Origin of the sequence: Micromonospora sp. WMMD956 (assembly GCF_029626125.1) — a bacterium.
GTDB lineage: Bacteria > Actinomycetota > Actinomycetes > Mycobacteriales > Micromonosporaceae > Micromonospora > Micromonospora carbonacea.
In genome coordinates, this window is sequence record NZ_JARUBI010000005.1 from 3,555,473 (window position 1) to 3,571,942 (window position 16,470).

Below are 16,470 nucleotides of genomic sequence, written 5' to 3' on the forward strand. Positions count from 1 at the left end.
AGCCGCGCACGACGGAGAGGCCGCAGCGTCTGCCACGGCCTCTCCCACGCTACCGGTGATCATCAGCGCAACGCTGCCTCGATCCGCTCGTTCATCCGGCTACGGTCCCCGTCGAGGCACTTGGCGTACACCTTGAGCAGCACGTCCACCGAGTGACCGGCCCGCTGTGCCACCTCGGGTGCCGGCAGCCCGGCGTTGAGCCAGAGCGACACCCCGGCGTGCCGGAGGTCGTACGGGCGACCGGCCAGAGGAGAGGCCACCCGGTCCGGGGTCAGGCTCAACCGCCGCGCCTCCTCCCAGACCCGCGAGTACGTCGACGATGCCACCACGTTGCCCCGGTCACTGCGGAACAGCCGCCCGTCGGCGCCCACCCCGAACCGGTCGACGTGCGCCCGCAGGATCGCCACCAGCTCCGGCGGGATGGGTACCTCCCGCGCCTCTGTCTCGCCCCGGTGTTTCAACCCCCGGTCGTCGTGGACCTCGCCGCTGTCGGTGTACCGCTTCCCCGCCGCCGGACGGGACTTCTCCACCGTCAGCAGCCCCCAACCCGTCGCCGGAAGATGGCAGTCCCGCTCCCGCAGGCCCAGCGCCTCACTCGGCCGCAGCGCCGCGAAGTACAGGCAGGCGTAGAAGGCGACCAGGCGCTCACCACGCCGGCCGTTCTTCCCCCGCTGGCCGACGTACGTCACCCCGATCAGCAGCTCCCGCGCCTGGCGGATGTTCACCACGACGCGCCGGTCCACCTCGCCGGCCACCTTCCGCCGGCTCGACCGCACCCGCAGCTTGTCGACCGGGTTGAACTCCAACAGCTCCAGCTCTACCGCGTACTGAAGGACGTTGTAGAAGACCGAGCGCCGCCGCCTGGTCGTCGACGCCGCCGCCGGCCGCCCGTCCAACGTCAGTCCGAGCGCGTCCAACGCCGGCCGCACGGTCGCAGCTTCCGCCAACGCCGACAGCGGCAGCGAAGCCCGGTCCAACCACCGCAGCGCCGCAGCGACATCCGCCGGCCGGTCGAGTTGCCGGGACGCGGGCGGGAACTCCCACTCCCGCAACGCCCGCCGCAGCACGCCCGAATCAGGACGCCCGGCCACCTCGCCGACCAGCGCGGCCGTCACGGTCGCCAGCGCGTCCGTCGTGCTCTCCCGGGACTTGGCCGCCGCGCCCGGCCATTTCATGTCGACGTAGCGGCGCACGAACCCAAGCCAGCTCACCGACTCCTTCGGCGCCATCATCGACTCCGGCAACCCGGAGTCACCGTCGAACGCCTCGCCCCGGTTCGCCGCCTGCATCAGGTCAGACCGGAAGTTGTCCGCCAGGGCCCGGGTGGCGAACGTCCGCGACTTCGGCCCCGTCCCCACCACCCACCGGACGGTGTACGACTTCTTGCGACCCGCCAGCGCGTTGACCTGAATGCCGCGGATCCGCACCTCACGCGACTTCACGCCGCCTCCCGGTGCTGTTCCAGCCAGGCCCGCAGATTGCGCCGCTCGATCCGCAGTTCCCCGTTGGGGAGCTTGATGCAGTCCGGGGCGACGCCCAGCTCACGCCAGCGGTAGAAGGTCCGCCGCGACACTCCGTTGAGCACGGCGAGGACTTCCGGAACGGTCAGCAACTCGCTATCCATGAGGGGTCCTTCCAAATGATCAAGCGGCAGGGGAGAGGGGAGCGGCGGTTGCCGGTGCGACAGCGGCTGTTCGCAGGCGTGCGGTGTCGAGGTCTGTGCGCCAGCGGATGCGTGCTGATATCGCCCGCAGGAGTCGGTGTTCCAGGGGTGGCACGTCGGGGTCTTCGGGTCGGGCGAGTTCGAACCGGTAGCGCTTCGACCCGTCCGCGTCGTCGGCCGCCTGGTCGTGTTCCTCGGTGTCGGCCATGCCGCCGGCGAGGATGGTGCGTACCCAGGCGCGGTTGTCTGCCCGGTGGTCGGCGAGGGTTTTGCCGGACCATTGGCGGGAGACGAGGACGCGGCGGCCGGTGAAGCCGAGGGTGGAGCGTTGGTGGACCTTCCCGGTACACCGGCCGGGGGTCAAGCCGGCCTTGACGCCGTCGGGCTGGACTCCGTACAGCAGCCAGTTGGCGCAGGTCGGGGAGCACGGCAGCACGGACAGTTCCGCGTGGAGCCGGTCGAAGTGTGCCTTCTGCGCATCGGATCGGGGCTTGGCCTGGTCGGTCAGGTCTTTCGTGACGTACTTCGTCACGTACCGGATGGAGCGTTCGGCGTCGCGGGTGCCCTGCTCGATGCCGCGGGCGTCGATGCGCCCCAGTCGCGCGACATACGCCGGGCGGCTGTCGGGTTCTTCCAGGGCGTCCAGAGCCTCGCCCCAGGTGGGCAGCGGGTCGCGCGTCTTGGGGTCGACGTACGCCTGTCGGTCGACGTCCCACACCGGCGGCTTCTCTACCGGGTAGGAGAGGTGGTCGAAGCGTGGCCACCACACCTGGTGGTAGGTGGCGGCGGCGATCTGCTTGAGCAGTCGACGCGGCAGGGTGCCCCGGATGGCGAAGTGCGCGTGAGGGGCGAGCCGGCGTTGCAGCTCCACCGCGCCCGCGTACTGGACGTTCCAACCGGCGGCCCGGCGGACGTTCTGCCACCACCGGTCCAGGACCCGAGCGAAGTGGATCGCATCCAGGGCCGCCCGCCTGTAGTCGTATCCGGCAGGGTCGACGGGGGTGCCGAGGACGTCGTCATGCGGGCCGTGTCGTTGCCCGCACTCACACGGGGCGACGTAGGCGCCCCGGCGCAGGTGGGAGTGGACGGGGCCGTGTGAGCCGAGGGTCAGCGTGATCAGCATCGACGGCCGGTAGGTCTTGCCCGCCCTTCCCGGGTAGGCGCGGCCGACCGTGCGTGGGTCGACGGGCAGTCGGGGCAGGTCGGGGGTGTCCTGTCGCCGCCGGGTGGACCGCTTGCGGCGGGGCCGCTCGTCGCGTTCCTTCGGGGTGAGGTGGCCGCGCAGGCTGGTTTCGCCGAGCGCTTCGTCCAGCTCCGCGATGGCGGCGTCGATCTCGGCCACCTGGACGGCCCGCTCGTCGGGGGTCATCGGCTGGTACTGGGCGGCTTCGCGTTCGAACTCCAGATGCGCCCGGACCCGGACGAGGGCGAGCGCGTCTTCACCGGGCTTGTCGGGGCGGATGGCGGGTTCGTCGGCGAGGTGCCAGCCCTCCCGGATCTGCTGGATACGCAGCCGCCGACCCTTCTCGGCGCAGGGCTTGCACTTCGCGGCGAGGGTCGCGCCGCAGGGGACTTCGACGACTTCGGTGAGTCCGGTGGTGGTGTCGGTGCGGCGTAGGGCGAGGGGGCGGACGCAGACGCCGTGTTGCTCGGCGAGCTGCTTGAGCGCGTCCTTGGCTAAGGGCTTGCGCATCCGGTCGGCCCGTGACCCTGGCCGGGGCTGCTGCACCTCGGCTGGCGTCGTGGTGGGTAGGAGTTGCTGTTGGCTCACTGGTCACGCTCCGCGCCGTACGAGGTGCCGTTGCGGGGTGCGAATGCCGCCGCAGGGACGGGCACCAGCCCCGGCCGCTGCACCGGCACTGCCGGTGGTGGGACCGGTTCGGCGGTCGCCGCCTGGTCGTCGACGAGGCGCAGGGACGGCCGGTCCTCAGTTGCGGCGTCGTCGGGTGACCACTGGCCCCAGTCGGGGACGTCGGTCGGCTGGTCGACGTGGGGCACCGGCGGAGCTACCGAGAAGACGAGCTTGGACAGGCCGAGGAACGCCAGCGCCGGGACGGCCGACAGCAACCAGCCCGAGAGACTCGGCTTCGCCACCGCAAGCTGCGCTGCCAGGGACAGCGCGACCGCGCAGACGAGCAGGAACAGCGGATACCCGACCGGGCCGCCCGTGCGACGACGCCGCCGGATGGTCAACAGCGCCGCGAGGGGCAGCAGTTCGGAGATGGCGGCATTCGCCCAGCCGAACCAGTCCCCGGTACCGGCCGGGGAGTTGGCCATGGTCCAGTCGTGGACGTGGGTGAACGACGCCGCGCCGGCCAGTCCGCCCACGGTGAGGACGATGAGCACCAGGACCACGCCCTCCACCCGGTCTGCGGTGGTCTTCACGAGTTCACCCCCTGGGCGGTGTCGCTGGGGTGGCGGTAGTCGTGGCCGAGTTGCCGGATGTCGTCATCGGTGAGGTAGGCGAAGCGGACCCGGACGGGTTCGCGGACGCCGTCGAGGACCACGAACCCCACCCCCGGTGCGGATTCGGGGATGCGGTCGCACAGCGCGCCCCGGTCGCGGGCGGCGTCGCCGAGGACCATGTCCACCTGCTCGGGCTCGGTCAGCCGCAGGCCGATGCGGGTGGGGAACAGGTCCCGGAACGGCAGCACGTCCTTGCGCGGGTCCTGCAACGCGGCGACCACATGGACGCCGACCGCCCGGCCCTGGGACAGGAGGAGGCCGAGGGCTTCCTTGATCCGGTCGCGGACCTTCCGATCCGTGATGTACGCCGTCAACGCCGCCAGCTCGTCGACGACCAGCACGAGCAACGGATCCTGCGGCGTCGGCACGTGCTGGCGGGTCACCCCGCGCAGCCGGGCCGCCCGCAGCCGCATGAGCTTCACGGCCTCCTCTAGGACGCCGGCCATGCTGTCGGGGTCGTCGTAGGCGAACCGGGCGAACAGCGGCACCCCCGCCGCCAACTCCATCCCGCCCTTCGGATCGAACGCCCACACCTCCACCAGGCCCGACCGGATGCCGGCGGCCAGGGCGCGGATCAGCGACCACAACACCGACCCCTTGCCCGAGCCGGTCGCCCCCGCAATGAGGACGTGCGACCCGGCCAGCCGCAGCCGGTAGGTGCGGCCGTTCTCGTCGACGCCGAGGGCGAGCCCGTCGAGGTCCGGCACCTCAGCCACCGGCAACGGCCCGACGACCTCGGCGAGGGGGTCGCGGCGCACGAGCCGCAGCACCACCCGATCCGGCCGGTTAGTGGAGCGGGCTTGGCCGGTGCGCAGGCGGAAGGCGTAGGCGAGGCGTTCCGCGGCCTGCGCCCAGTCATCCGGGATCTGCCCCGGCAACAACCGGACGGTCAACTCATCGCCGTAACGGTCGCAGCGCACCCGCAGAAGCTGCGGCACGTACCGGTCACCGGCGAACGCCGTCGCCAGACCACAGGTGGCCATCACCGACGCCCACCGCCGCCGGTAGACGAACAGCATCCGGACCCGGGCGACGATCGGGTACCAGCCGAAGCGCAGCCACGACGACGGGTGCCACCGCCACCAACCGACACAGCCGGCGGCAACGGTCAGGGCGACGCCGGCCAGGACCAGGCCCCCGAACTCGGCACGGATCCACAGCGCGAGCGCGGCCGGGGCGGTGAGCCACCAGTACCGGACGGCGAGGACGGTGAGGCGGAACAGGCCCCGGGCGAGCCACCAGAACACCAGCAGCCAACCCGGAACCCGCCACGCCGGAAGACGCACGTTCATCGGCGCCATGGGGACCTTGTCCCCAGGGATGACGTTGATCAGAGGCACAGGTCACCACCCCAGCCCGGACGCGCCAACGTCGAGATGCACGAGCGGCACGACATGCGGCGCAGGTCGAACCTGCGCGGCTTCACCCACCGGCAGCAGTACGGGCAGCGGATCGCACACACCCGCCCCGAGGCCGGCGGCAACCGCAACACCGACCGCAGCACGGCTTCGGTCTCCCGGTAGGCGTGGCGCAGCCCAGCCAGCCGGAGACGGGTGAGGATGAGGGCCGCGCCGATGAGCAGGGGCACAGCAGCGATCAGGGCAGGGGGAACTACGGTGGGCATCACGCCCTCCTTCACCAGATGAGGGATGGGAGAGCGCGGGACGGGTCGGGACTCTTGGCGGGGAAACGACCCGCCCCGCGCGCAACAGACAGCGGTCAGGCCGCCACCGAGCCGGGAACCGCCGACGCCGGACGGATCGCCGTCGCCCGCAGCGAATACGCCATCCGCGAGCGGCAGTCACCCGCCGAACGGCCCGGCTTGCACCGCTGCGAATCCACGTAAGGGGTGAGGGTCAGACCCTCGAACTCCACCGCCGGCGGATACCCCGGCACCGCCGACGGCGGCGGCACCGGCTGCTGCCCGGCGACCACCTTGACCTTCACCTCCGTCGACCGACCGAACTTCCCCGCCTCCGGATCCAGGTCCATCACCCGCACCACCCAGACCCGCTCACCGGTGTCCTTGTCCCGCGCCTGGTTGTCCGCCTCACCCCGCCGCTCAAAGTCGATCTGCGGCGACACACCCAGGCAGAGCGCCCCGGCGGGGAACACGTACTCGGACGGGACCGGCACCTTCAACGTCATCGGAACCACGACGAGACCTCCAGTTCGACAAGGCAACTCGACTAGTTGACTTGTTAAGTTGCATCGAAGGTAGAGACTGCCAACTTGACTTGTCAAGTGGCTAATCCACTTTGGTCAGTCGAGCGGGTAGACGTCTTCCAGGTCGTGCCGAGAGGCGGGAAGGAGCACGTCCACCGCGAGCAGCGGCGTGGCGCTGCGGTCGCAGATGACCAGGAGCACCGTCAACACCGGATCGCTCTCGCGCACCTGCAACAGCTTGGCCTCTTCCGCGCTGGGCAGCCGCGCCGAGATGCGTTCGGTCACGTGGTCGAACTTGAGCCGCTTCCGAGAGGCCACATGCCGAAGCAGCCCCTCCGGCATCGCGTCCTCGGCACCCACGCCGGTTCCCTCGGCCAGCTCGACGGACAGGAACGCCGTGCCCAGCTCCACCGGGCCGACTCCGTCAACCGTGATAAGCCGCCGACGCGCCACGACGAGTGTCCCCGGTTCCACGCCCAGGGCGACGGCCGCTCGCGGCGGGGCGGGTACGGTGCCGGCCGACAGCAGCGTCGATCCGGCCCGTTCGTCGTCGTCGAGCAGGCCGTACCGACGCCCCTGCGATCGTTGCTCGTTGCCGCCTGGGGGGCCAAGGACGAAGCGCCCCTTGCCCTGGCGGCTCTCGATCCAGCCGCCCTGCCGCAGCAGGTCCAACGCCCGGACCACGACGGGCCGGGACGCGCGGAACTCGCGGATGAGTTCGGTTTCGCTGGGCAGCATCGCACCTAGCGGGTAGGTGCCGTCCTCGATGCGCTGTTGCACCGCATTGACGATCACCACGTACTTCGGCGGCGCAACCTCGATCGGCACCGTTTCACCCCAGACGGCAACTTGGCTTGTCAACAGGCTATCTGCGCTGCTGATCTCCTGTCCATGCGCTGTCGTCGTCCCGACCCGGCCTCGGCGTGAACTGGCTCTGCCAGTCTCGAAGAGCGTTCTTCAGCCGGACGTTCTCCTCCCGAAGGCTGGCCTCGGCGGCGTCCCTGGCGATCAGCTCATCGACGACGCGCCGCAGGAAGGCGTAGACGTGTTCCTCGGCCAGGCCGCGCCGCCCGAACCCGGAGCGCCGGAACCGCAGCCGGCGCACCTGCTCGGGGACCATCGGAGCCAGCCGTGAGGCCGCTCGAAAGACTCCCACCGTCATCGAACCCTCCCATCGGGCCGCCGGCCGTGCTCACTTCCGCACGGCGTTCCTGGCCGTCGTACGTGCCGCTGGTTTCCGGTCGGGTTGGCGGACCGCAGCGGCCGGCGGGGTGGCCCGTTGAAGGCCCGCCTTCTGGACGTAGATCTCCCGGCGATCCAGGGCGTTGCCCTTGGGATCGAGGACGTACCCGGTCAGCCAGATCCAGCCGTAGTAGGTGGGCTGGTCGGGGACCTTGATGACCCGGAAGATCAACGCCCGGTCGCCGCCGAACTGCACCGACGCGTGCCGGTTGACGTACAGCACGTCTCCCGGCTTCGGAACCACGACCGCCCGCCTTCCCCGTCTCGAATTGGTCAGGGCACCGAGGCGGGCGGGCTTCCGCTACGGCCGACACCGCGCCTCCACCAGCACCCGCCCCGGGCCAACTCACGACACGGCGCAACGCCGCGTGATCTCGGAGGGCTGGCGGTTGTCACCGGTCAGGCGACGACCGCCAGCCCCGCCCACTGCCCCTGCGCGCCGGTGCCTGCGCAGTCGAGGCAGTCGCGCCGCTGCAACCGGTTCGGGTCACCCGGTGCCCGCAGCGAGCGCCGAGGGCTGGCCATCTTCCAGCCCCGTCCCTCGCACGCGGGACACGCCGCCGGCGCGGACGGCGAGGACCGATGCGGCCCCCGCTGTGGGCGCGGCCCCTCCACACACCGCACGACGCGAACCCCGGTTTGCTCAGCGCCCCTCCTCGCTGAGCTCACCTCCCGGTGTGCGCGCCGACGCGGCTGCCCATGGGCATCACCGGGATGCACATGCACAATTGCGGTGGGTGAGCCGTCCATGTAGGAGAGAGTGCCCGGGACCTACGGGACCGATCGAGGACCCGTACGTACACCTCTGGCGGACATCGAGCGGACACCACGAGGACCTGCATTGCCGTAAGGACCTCACCCGGGCGAGCGTGGAGACAGCCCATCAGGAAGGCGTAGACGGATGGCACGAGAACGCCGCGAACCTCGCACGATGCTGGAGCACCTGATCCAGCAGAGCGACCGCACGTACGAGGAACTGGCCGACGAGTTCTCCCGGATGGACTCCCGGGCGGCGATCAGCGCCCGGCACCTCGGGCGACTGGCACGCGGCGAACGCGACCTGGCCTCATCGACTCCCGCCACCCGGCGGGCACTACAGGCCATGTTCAACAAGTCCATCGACGAACTACAGCGCCCCTGGGCTCCCCACCAGATGACCCCTGCGCCGGAGCGACACCTTGTTGTCGACCCCACCGGCGCCGGCCCGGAAAGGAACCTCCTCGCCATGGCCGCACAACGCGCCCGTCAGTACGCCATGCTCGCCGCCGAGTCCACCAGCCCCGCCGCCATCGAACAGCTCGCCGAGGACGTGCAGCGCCTCGCCCTGGCCTACCCGCAGCGCCCCGTCAGCCACGTGCTGCCCGACCTGGTCGAGACACAGGACACCCTGTTCACCCTCCTGGAGCGCCGCCAGGCCCCGAACCAGTCCAGAGACCTGCACTTCCTCGCCGGCATCACCAGCGGCCTGCTCGCCAAGGTCTCCCACGACATGGCCGATCCCCACTCGGCGATGCTCCAGGCTCGTACCGCCGTGCTCTGCGCCGAGCAGGCCGGCCACCCCGGGCTACAGGCGTGGCTGCGCGGCCTGCAATCCCTCGTGGCCTACTGGGCCGGCCGCTACGCCGAGGCGGTCCGCTACGCCGAAGCCGGCCGCGAGTACGCCACCCAGGCCGGCGGCACCTCCGCCGTGTGGCTGCCTGCCAGCGCCGCCCGCGCCTACGCCGCCCTTGGCAACGCCGAGCAGGCCAAGGCCGCCATCACCGAGGCCGAGGACGCCTGGTCCCGCGTACGCCCTGACGAGATGGACGAGATGGGCGGCATCTGCACCTTCAACCAGCCCCGCACCCTCTACTACGCCAGCGACGCCCTCGCCTGGCTCCCCGGCGAAGCCACCGCCACCGAGCGATACGCCCTGCGCGCCACCCAGGCGTACGCCGACCCCAACGACCCCGCATGGGCGTTCGGCGACCAGGCCGGATCCCACGCCAACCTCGCCATCGCCCGCGTGGCCAGCGGCGACCTGGACGCCGCCGCCGACGCCCTCGCCCCCGTGCTCGACCTGCCCGCCGACCAGCGCATCAACGGCATCATCCACTCCGTGCGCCGCGTTCACCAGGCCATCACCCGCGCCGGCCACGCAGGCGACGCCCGCGACCTCATCGACGGCATCGAACACTTCACCCACACCCCGGCGAACGCCCTGCCTCGATAGGGCACGATCGGCGCATGGACCCGATCACCATCCCCGGCCGCGTCATCACCCTGCGCGACATGCGCTCCGATGACGCGGCCGACGCGTGGGCAATCGTCGGAGACGACCGCGTCACCCAGTGGCTTTCCTTCGACAGCCGGGACCAGGCCGCCGCCGTCGCCATGGTCGAAGGCACCATCCAACGCGCCCAGCACACCCCCCGCACCGAGTACTACCTAGCCGTCACCGACACCACAGACCGCATGATCGGCTTCGCACGGCTCGGCCTCACCGGCCACCAGGCCGCCAAACTCGGATACGCCATCAGCGCCGACCACTGGGGCCACGGCTACGCCACCGACGCCGCCCGCACCATCGTCGACTACGGCTTTGAGACGCTGAAGCTTCACCGCATCACCGCCGCAATCGGCCCCGACAACGCCGCCTCCATCACCGTTGCCGAAAGACTCGGCATGCAGTACGAAGGCCGCCTACGCGACCACGTCTTCACCAACGGCGCATGGCGCGACTCCCTGCTCTACTCCATCCTCGTCCAGGAATGGGCCCCCGCCGCCGACTGACGTGACGTCCGGGGCCCGGAGATGTCTGACAGCCCGCCGGTACGATCGCCGCCATGCGCGACGCCGACACGCCGCCGCAAGAACCCACCGACAACTCCTCGCATCCGGCAGCACTCACACCCCAGCAACGGGCCGACCTGATCCGCGCAGCCGCCGCCGAGGTGCGCGACCGCGTGCAGGAATGGCGGGACAACCCGAACTGGCGCAACACCCCGGCCAACAGCCATCGCTACGAAACGACCATCGGCGTGATCGATGCCCTCGGCGAGCTACCCCAGCCGGACACCGAGGAAGCCGTAGCCAGCCTGGCGGATGCCGCCCGCCCGGTCATCGTGGAATGGCGCCCCAACCGGCCAGGCCCCGAGCAGTCGATCTACGCAGCAGTGGAACGCCTTCGGCGGACGATTGACGCCCACACGTAGGAGCCAGAGGCATCGCTGGGCACCACGTTGCCGAAACAATCTCAGTAGAGATCAAGGCGCTGACGCGCGGCGCGGGGTGCGGCAACCGGCTCCTGCGGAGCCGCCGCCCGGCGCTGATCGCGCCGGGGCGGAAAGTCAGCCGGCCCGCAACCACGTCCCGCGCGTCATCCCTGGGTCAGTGAGTGACCCGGTGACGAGCTTGGCTCGACCAGGGCGACACGACGAAGCCCCACCGCCGGTCGCATTCACCCGACGAGCCTCGAAGCCGTACCGGGCGGGGGACGCCCGCGGCGAGTTGCCGAACGGAGCGCGAGGCCGCTCGGGGTTCCAGGGTGGAGAGAGGTGAAGGGAGGGGGAAAGGGCGGGGGTGGGGAGCTGCCCGAGCGTCACCGCTTGGTGGTGGAGGTGTCCGGCTTGAAGAACCGTGAGGAGTGGTCACCCTGCGCGGCGGTCGAGGTGACTCCTCGCGCTGGTCGGACGGTCGCCGGGTACGTCGGGGTGGTCATTCGGTGGCTGGTCTGGCCCGAGGTGGAGTTGCCGATCGGTTTCATGGAGGGGCGGGCGGGGGCGGACGTGGGGTTGGAGCGCCTCCGGCGGGGGCGGACGACTCCGGGATGGAGTTGCCGAACGGTTCCGGTGGTTGGGTAGTTGAGGAGGGATGCCATCCCGTCCGCCACCGACCCAGGCAGAGCCGAGCAGAGCAGGGCCGGGGTGACAAGGTGGTTCGTCCGGTAGGGCGCTCCACCTTGTCACCCCGGCCCTGGCCTGCTCCACGGTGTGTGGGTCGGCGGCAAGACGGGAGAGCAGGGATGCGAAGCCGCCTTCTGTGGCTCAGTGTCACACCTCTCTGACACTATGTCAGCATGGTCAATGCCCCTCGACAGCCCGCCAATGGTGCGGGCACGCGTAAGAACCTTCCCCCAGCCACCCAAGCCGCCCTTTGGGCCGTCAGCAGCGGTAAGTGCTACGCGCCGGGCTGCTCGATCCCCGTCTTGTTGGAGGTGCGTCCTGGGGTGTATCAGAAAAACGCGCAGATTGCGCATATATACGGTGTTAAGCCCAAAGCCGCCCGTTATCGGGCCGAGATGACCCCCGAGGAGCGGGACTCGTTCGCTAACCTTCTCCTATTGTGCCTCGCCCATCATGAAGAAGTTGATGGCGATGAGTTGCGCTATCCGCCACAGGTGCTGAAAAAGTGGAAGGTCGCGCATGAGGGAGAAAACAACGCGGTCCTCAACCGGCTGATAGTGCCAAGTGGGGACGTGCTGATGAATTTTCTGGCCGAGATTGCAACCCCGCCGCTCGATCGTCTTGAGGAGATCACCAAGCGGTTGGAGGAGACCGGAACGGCAAGTGCGGAGACAGTACGGGAGCTAAAGCAGATTATTGCTGCGATGTCTGACAGTGGGGTTGACACCCACACGGCGAGGGCGTTGGCGTACTCCGCAGAGATTTTCTCATCAAGCGACCTTAGGCAAAGTGCTCAGGGGTTGGCTCATGCCGCAGACGTCTTGCCGGGCATACTGAGGGATATGCAGCAGACTGTTAATCGGCTGTCGCAGTTCCACTGATGGCTAGTTAGGCTGCGTCAGGGTTCGCAGTGTCGGTTCGTCACTAATGCAGTCGCCGTAGGGGTGCTGCTGCCTTGGCTGTACGGCCATCCGTACAGCCAAGTCGGCCGACGGACTCGGTCCGAGACCGACGGGAGACGACACGACGAGCAGGCTAGCCGCAAGTGACCGACGCTGGCCGACAGCAGTCTTGATCTTTGCAATGCAGAGGCAGCGAGACCGCAAGCTGCCGACAACGCTTGCCACTGGTCGGCGTAGCGGTCGTGCTCAGCGGCATGGGACGGCGGCGGAAAACAAACTACGGTGCGTCATGCTGGCGTTCATGGCGGAGTGGTCCGCTGCAGACGCGCTAATTGCGATCCGTCGGACATACCTGATGGTCGGGATCCCACCACAACACGTGGAAGACCTCGTCAGCCCGGAAGCCCCACAGTCGCTTGACGCCTGATAGCCGGAACCGAAACAGTTCGTCGGTCACCTCGTCTAGGTGTAGGTGCGTCAGCCGGGCCTGGGCCGTCGCACCCACACTATCGATTGGGTAGCTGTGATGCTTCTTGTGTCGCTTGTGGCTAGGCCCGGTCATTTGGGCCATGATCTCGCCCCATGTGAGGGTGCTGATCTGGCATAGGAAGTCCAGGATCTCCCACGCGTCCGGTTCCCCTGACACTGGCCATCGCCATGGGCCTTGAAAGGTGCGGTCAACGTGGTGGAATGACAAGGTCAGGCGTCGATCGTTGCCGTCAGGGCGTGGGAGGGCCTTCGGCTGACGTTCGCCGGCATGCTTGGGGAGGGCTGCTGCCTTCGCCTTTGGTTTGCGGGGGGACATGCGGAAGAGGGGCCTACTTCTGCGGGGTCTCTTCGTTCGCCCAATCATCCCAGGCGATTTCATCGACCGGCACTGCGTCTTCTGCGGTGTCAACGCTCGCGTAGTAGTTCTGCATTGCCTGCGGGGTGATCTCCGTGCTTGATCGAGCTGTTGCCGGAAGGCCGCCGCGCGCGTCCCGCCACGGGTCCTCACCGTGCGTCAGGTGGCTGAGCTTGCGCCCGTCTAGGTGGCCGTAGTTGTCCAGGACCACGTCAACGGTGGTCAGCTCCGACTCAGTGAGGTTACCCGGATCGCCCAGCGGCCAGTCACTGATCGAGAACTGCCCGCGGTGTACGTCGTACAGGTCACGCACAACAGGCCCGTTCGCCCACGCCTCGATGCGCTCGGGGAACAGCGGTTTGTCATCCCAGACCAGATGCCAAGCCTGCGAGTAGTAGACAAGCTTCTGCAGCTTCATGGCCGACATCTGTCCGTGACGGGACAGAATGTAGGCGGCCACGTCGTGAACGTTAGCCATTTTGATCACTCCCGGCGGGTAGAGGGGGCGTGCCCGCGTCGGTGCCCAAGGGTAGCGGCTTGCCTTCAAGAGTACCTGCAGGCTGCGACAGCGATGCCGTTTCGCCTTGAGTAACCGGTATGTCGTTCCTGACACTGCTCCTGCAGCTCAGGGTGCGTGGGAAGGTGGGAGCCCGGCGCGGCGGGGCTGGGCTCCCCACGCTGGGTGCCGTTAGTGCTTAGCCGTTCCCTTCGCCGAGGGGCCCGAGTCACGCGTCCCCATGACGAACGCGTACGCCTCCGCAAGATCCCGGACCATGCCGGCGCTCTGGACGCCCGGGTCATAGCGCTCCGCGCCCCGCTTGATGGCCTTGAGGAGCGCATCGCGGACCGCATCAGGTGATGAGGTGCTCTGGTTGTCTGCCATGACTGGGGAGGCTAAGCGCTGGGTACGACACAAGAGAAGCAGTGGAGACTGGATCGCTACGACGTGTGAGGATGCTGCCGGTCAGAGTCGAGGTGGCCGACCGATGGACGCCGCTTCAGGGTCGACGGAAGCCGACACGACCGGCAAGTCAGTGACAGGGACTGCCGCCGGCCGACAGGAATCTTGACTCTGCAACAGACCTAAGCGCCGCGCTCGCGGCCTGCCCTGCGGGCGGCCTCCGGCCGTCCTCGGGCGTCCGCAGCGCTCTGTGCAGAGTGCGTGCAACGATCTTGCCGCACGGAGCAGGTGAGCAGCCCGGCCGCCCAGGTCACGGCCACAGTGGTCACACTGCCACTGTCGCCTTCCTAAACCGTGTGTCGCAGGTTCGAATCCTGCCGGGGGCACCTCGAAGATCAGCAGGAACGCCACCTGAACAGCGGATACGCCCCCCACATCGATTGATCCTCCTGCGCGGTCGGACATCACCCGGAACTCCTGTTCGCAGCCGACCCCCGCAGAGCGTCTGCAACGATCTTGGCGGCGCGAACGAGCGGTTCGGTGCAGGTTGCACTCGTCTGGGTGCTCCATCCGGTTGAGGAGCTTTGAGTGGGTCCCGCCTTCGAGTGCCAGCCCTCGATGCCGTCGGATGCGCGCCTCAGCCGTGGTGGGCGGTGGGCTTTGCTGGTGCCTGTGGCGGTGAGCCTGGCGGGTCTGGTCATGGGGGTGCCGTTGCGGCACCGGGACGATGCCAGGGTGGTGGCGGCGTGCAGCAGGCGCGGTCGCCGGTGAAGTCCGACCGGGCCGACGGGCCCTCGGCGCGGCGGCCACCGCCGCGCTCGGCGCCGTGCGCGGCGCTGCGGTGGTCCGCGTTGTCCGAGGGTGTCCCTGTGACCGTGACGGCGGCCCTTGCAGTCCCTCAGCTCAAGGTGAAGGTCACGTCGTCGACGTCGAAGGCCGTGACGCCGTTGCCGGCGGTTTCGCTGGCGAGGAAGCTGGCGGTCGCGGTGCGGTCGGTCGTCGCAGTTCCGGTCGACATGCTGTACTGCCGCCACTGCGACCCGCCGTCGAAGGCCAGCGAGAACCTCGTCTTCGGGGGTATCCCGGTGACCGCGAGGCCGACGTTCAGGTAGTCGCTGCGGCTGGTCTCCGTGGTGGTGGTCCGGACCCAGAAGCGGACCGTCAGGTCGCAGCCGGCCGGCACCGTGACGGTGGTGCGCAGCAGGTCGGTGTGTGTCACGTCCAGCCCGGCGAAGGCAGCGTACGCGAGGCCGGCGTGTGCGGGCCGGGCCGTGTCGCCGAGTACGACCATGCGGGGACCGACGGTCCAGCCGGTGGAGCCCAGCTCGAACCCCGGGTTCGCGTGGATCTGCCCGGTGCAGGGCGCGTCGGCCGCCGTCCGGTCGTGGGACGCGCCGCCCGTGGTGGCGAGCAGCAGGGCCGCAGCCCAGGCGGTGGTGATGAAGGCCTTCATCGGTCCTCCCATGAGGAAATATTTAAGTCTATCGATTATTATCGACCATGCGCGATGGATGCGGGCGCGTCAAGCCTTTCCCGCTGTCGCGGCCGAGATCCATAACCGCAGCGTCGGGGATGGGCGCTCCATTGCCGGGACCTCCCCGGCACTGCGAGGTGTGGCGCCAGGGGCCGCACGGTGGACGGCGACCGAGGTCGCCGGCGCGTCCGGGTGGTCGGCGTGGCGGTTGTCCCGCAGGGTGCCTTGGCGGACCAGGTTCCACCAGCGTCCGGACGCCGCCTCGACCTCGTTGGGGAGGTTCAGCCGCACAACTACCGGCAGCCTGCGACGGCGAGTAGGTCTGCCGGCTCGGAGTCTCCGTGGACGGCATCGCCCTGGGCGGGCCGGAGCTGCTGATCGTGGCCGTCAGCGGGGCGGCTCCGGACGTGCCCGTGCTGCGCTCCGACGCCGCCGCGCTCGACCTCGACCTCGGGGAGGCCCCCTCGGTGTGCCCTCGTCGACCCGGACGGTGACCCGCGCCAACGCCGGTGACTGTCCGTGGACCGCGGCCGCCGCCCTCACCGCCACCCCCAGGTGATCGGCCCCTCGATGTCGGTGCTCAGTCTCGACAGCGCCACCGACACCGGTGGGGCTGCCGCCCCGTCGCTGGTGCCGAGCGTCTCGGGGCGGCCGGCCACCACGACCGGCAACGGCGACCTGCGGGTATGTGCCGAGGACCACGTCGGTGACGTCAGCGGCTGGGCCCGCTTCGTCGGGCTGGAGGTCATCGAGGACGCGTGCCCGACCTGGTCGCCGCCCGCCAGCGGGGGCATCGGCGACGAGGCATCAGGGCCGTGCCGCTGGCGATGATCGTGGACTGCGAGCTGGTGGGTGACCGGGTGCCGTCCTCGACCCGCCGTCCGGCCTGCACCCGCAGCGCCTCCGGGAACGGCGGATGGGCGTCGCC

Annotated in this window: 20 protein-coding genes; 6 read left to right on the top strand and 14 right to left on the bottom strand. The window is 69.5% G+C overall.

The window, feature by feature from the left end; all coding sequences use genetic code 11:
* Positions 1-62: 62 nt before the first annotated feature.
* From O7628_RS16355 to O7628_RS16405, 11 genes are all read right to left on the bottom strand, one after another.
* Positions 63-1,442 (bottom strand): site-specific integrase, encoded by a 1,380-nt coding sequence (locus O7628_RS16355; protein ID WP_278131645.1) that lies wholly within the window; start codon positions 1,440-1,442, stop codon positions 63-65.
* Complete coding sequence (locus O7628_RS16360) at positions 1,439-1,624, bottom strand: helix-turn-helix domain-containing protein (RefSeq protein WP_278131647.1); 186 nt, start codon at positions 1,622-1,624, stop codon at positions 1,439-1,441. Before O7628_RS16360 ends, O7628_RS16355 begins: the two co-directional genes overlap by 4 nt.
* Positions 1,625-1,643: 19 nt before the next feature.
* On the bottom strand, positions 1,644-3,434 hold the full coding sequence (locus O7628_RS16365; protein ID WP_278131648.1) for a replication initiator: 1,791 nt from the start codon (positions 3,432-3,434) through the stop codon (positions 1,644-1,646).
* Positions 3,431-4,048 (bottom strand): DUF2637 domain-containing protein, encoded by a 618-nt coding sequence (locus O7628_RS16370; RefSeq protein WP_278131650.1) that lies wholly within the window; start codon positions 4,046-4,048, stop codon positions 3,431-3,433. Before O7628_RS16370 ends, O7628_RS16365 begins: the two co-directional genes overlap by 4 nt.
* Positions 4,045-5,421 (bottom strand): FtsK/SpoIIIE domain-containing protein, encoded by a 1,377-nt coding sequence (locus O7628_RS16375; protein WP_278131652.1) that lies wholly within the window; start codon positions 5,419-5,421, stop codon positions 4,045-4,047. The genes O7628_RS16370 and O7628_RS16375 overlap by 4 nt, the downstream gene beginning before the upstream one ends.
* Positions 5,422-5,459: 38 nt before the next feature.
* Positions 5,460-5,753, bottom strand: coding sequence for a hypothetical protein (locus tag O7628_RS16380; RefSeq protein WP_278131654.1), 294 nt, complete (start codon positions 5,751-5,753; stop codon positions 5,460-5,462).
* Positions 5,754-5,848: 95 nt separating this feature from the next.
* Positions 5,849-6,277: a hypothetical protein gene (locus O7628_RS16385; RefSeq protein ID WP_278131655.1), complete on the bottom strand. Its 429-nt coding sequence runs from the start codon at positions 6,275-6,277 to the stop codon at positions 5,849-5,851.
* A 114-nt stretch (positions 6,278-6,391) separates the two neighbouring features.
* Positions 6,392-7,123, bottom strand: a complete 732-nt coding sequence (locus tag O7628_RS16390) for a GntR family transcriptional regulator (RefSeq protein WP_278131657.1) — start codon at positions 7,121-7,123, stop codon at positions 6,392-6,394.
* Between the two features lie 37 nt (positions 7,124-7,160).
* Entirely contained in the window at positions 7,161-7,415 is a 255-nt protein-coding gene (locus O7628_RS16395; protein WP_043963890.1) for a DivIVA domain-containing protein, read from the bottom strand.
* Positions 7,416-7,487: 72 nt separating this feature from the next.
* The gene (locus O7628_RS16400; protein WP_278131660.1) at positions 7,488-7,781 is read right to left on the bottom strand and encodes a hypothetical protein; all 294 of its coding nucleotides are present in this window, start codon (positions 7,779-7,781) and stop codon (positions 7,488-7,490) included.
* A gap of 155 nt (positions 7,782-7,936) precedes the next feature.
* Entirely contained in the window at positions 7,937-8,062 is a 126-nt protein-coding gene (locus O7628_RS16405) for a hypothetical protein (RefSeq protein WP_255700280.1), read from the bottom strand.
* Between the two features lie 406 nt (positions 8,063-8,468).
* On the opposite strand from O7628_RS16405, the gene O7628_RS16410 reads away from it, so the two are divergent.
* The 4 genes from O7628_RS16410 to O7628_RS16425 all read left to right on the top strand — a co-directional run bounded on the left by O7628_RS16410 (position 8,469) and on the right by O7628_RS16425 (position 12,302).
* Positions 8,469-9,749, top strand: a complete 1,281-nt coding sequence (locus tag O7628_RS16410; RefSeq protein WP_278131663.1) for a hypothetical protein — start codon at positions 8,469-8,471, stop codon at positions 9,747-9,749.
* 14 nt (positions 9,750-9,763) lie between these two features.
* Positions 9,764-10,309 (top strand): GNAT family protein, encoded by a 546-nt coding sequence (locus O7628_RS16415; RefSeq protein WP_278131665.1) that lies wholly within the window; start codon positions 9,764-9,766, stop codon positions 10,307-10,309.
* A 53-nt stretch (positions 10,310-10,362) separates the two neighbouring features.
* The gene (locus tag O7628_RS16420; RefSeq protein ID WP_278131667.1) at positions 10,363-10,731 is read left to right on the top strand and encodes a hypothetical protein; all 369 of its coding nucleotides are present in this window, start codon (positions 10,363-10,365) and stop codon (positions 10,729-10,731) included.
* A gap of 1,013 nt (positions 10,732-11,744) precedes the next feature.
* Complete coding sequence (locus tag O7628_RS16425) at positions 11,745-12,302, top strand: hypothetical protein (RefSeq protein WP_278131668.1); 558 nt, start codon at positions 11,745-11,747, stop codon at positions 12,300-12,302.
* Positions 12,303-13,141: 839 nt separating this feature from the next.
* Here O7628_RS16425 and O7628_RS16430 read toward each other — a convergent pair.
* The 3 genes from O7628_RS16430 to O7628_RS16440 all read right to left on the bottom strand — a co-directional run bounded on the left by O7628_RS16430 (position 13,142) and on the right by O7628_RS16440 (position 15,521).
* Entirely contained in the window at positions 13,142-13,627 is a 486-nt protein-coding gene (locus O7628_RS16430; RefSeq protein ID WP_063838549.1) for a type II toxin-antitoxin system antitoxin SocA domain-containing protein, read from the bottom strand.
* A gap of 228 nt (positions 13,628-13,855) precedes the next feature.
* On the bottom strand, positions 13,856-14,050 hold the full coding sequence (locus O7628_RS16435; protein WP_278131671.1) for a hypothetical protein: 195 nt from the start codon (positions 14,048-14,050) through the stop codon (positions 13,856-13,858).
* Between the two features lie 916 nt (positions 14,051-14,966).
* Positions 14,967-15,521, bottom strand: a complete 555-nt coding sequence (locus O7628_RS16440; protein ID WP_278131673.1) for a hypothetical protein — start codon at positions 15,519-15,521, stop codon at positions 14,967-14,969.
* Between the two features lie 362 nt (positions 15,522-15,883).
* Between O7628_RS16440 and O7628_RS16445 the strand changes: the two genes are divergently transcribed.
* Together O7628_RS16445 and O7628_RS16450 are read left to right on the top strand one after the other, a co-directional pair.
* Positions 15,884-16,036 (top strand): hypothetical protein, encoded by a 153-nt coding sequence (locus tag O7628_RS16445; RefSeq protein WP_278131675.1) that lies wholly within the window; start codon positions 15,884-15,886, stop codon positions 16,034-16,036.
* Between the two features lie 76 nt (positions 16,037-16,112).
* Complete coding sequence (locus O7628_RS16450; protein WP_278131677.1) at positions 16,113-16,373, top strand: hypothetical protein; 261 nt, start codon at positions 16,113-16,115, stop codon at positions 16,371-16,373.
* Positions 16,374-16,470 lie beyond the last annotated feature (97 nt).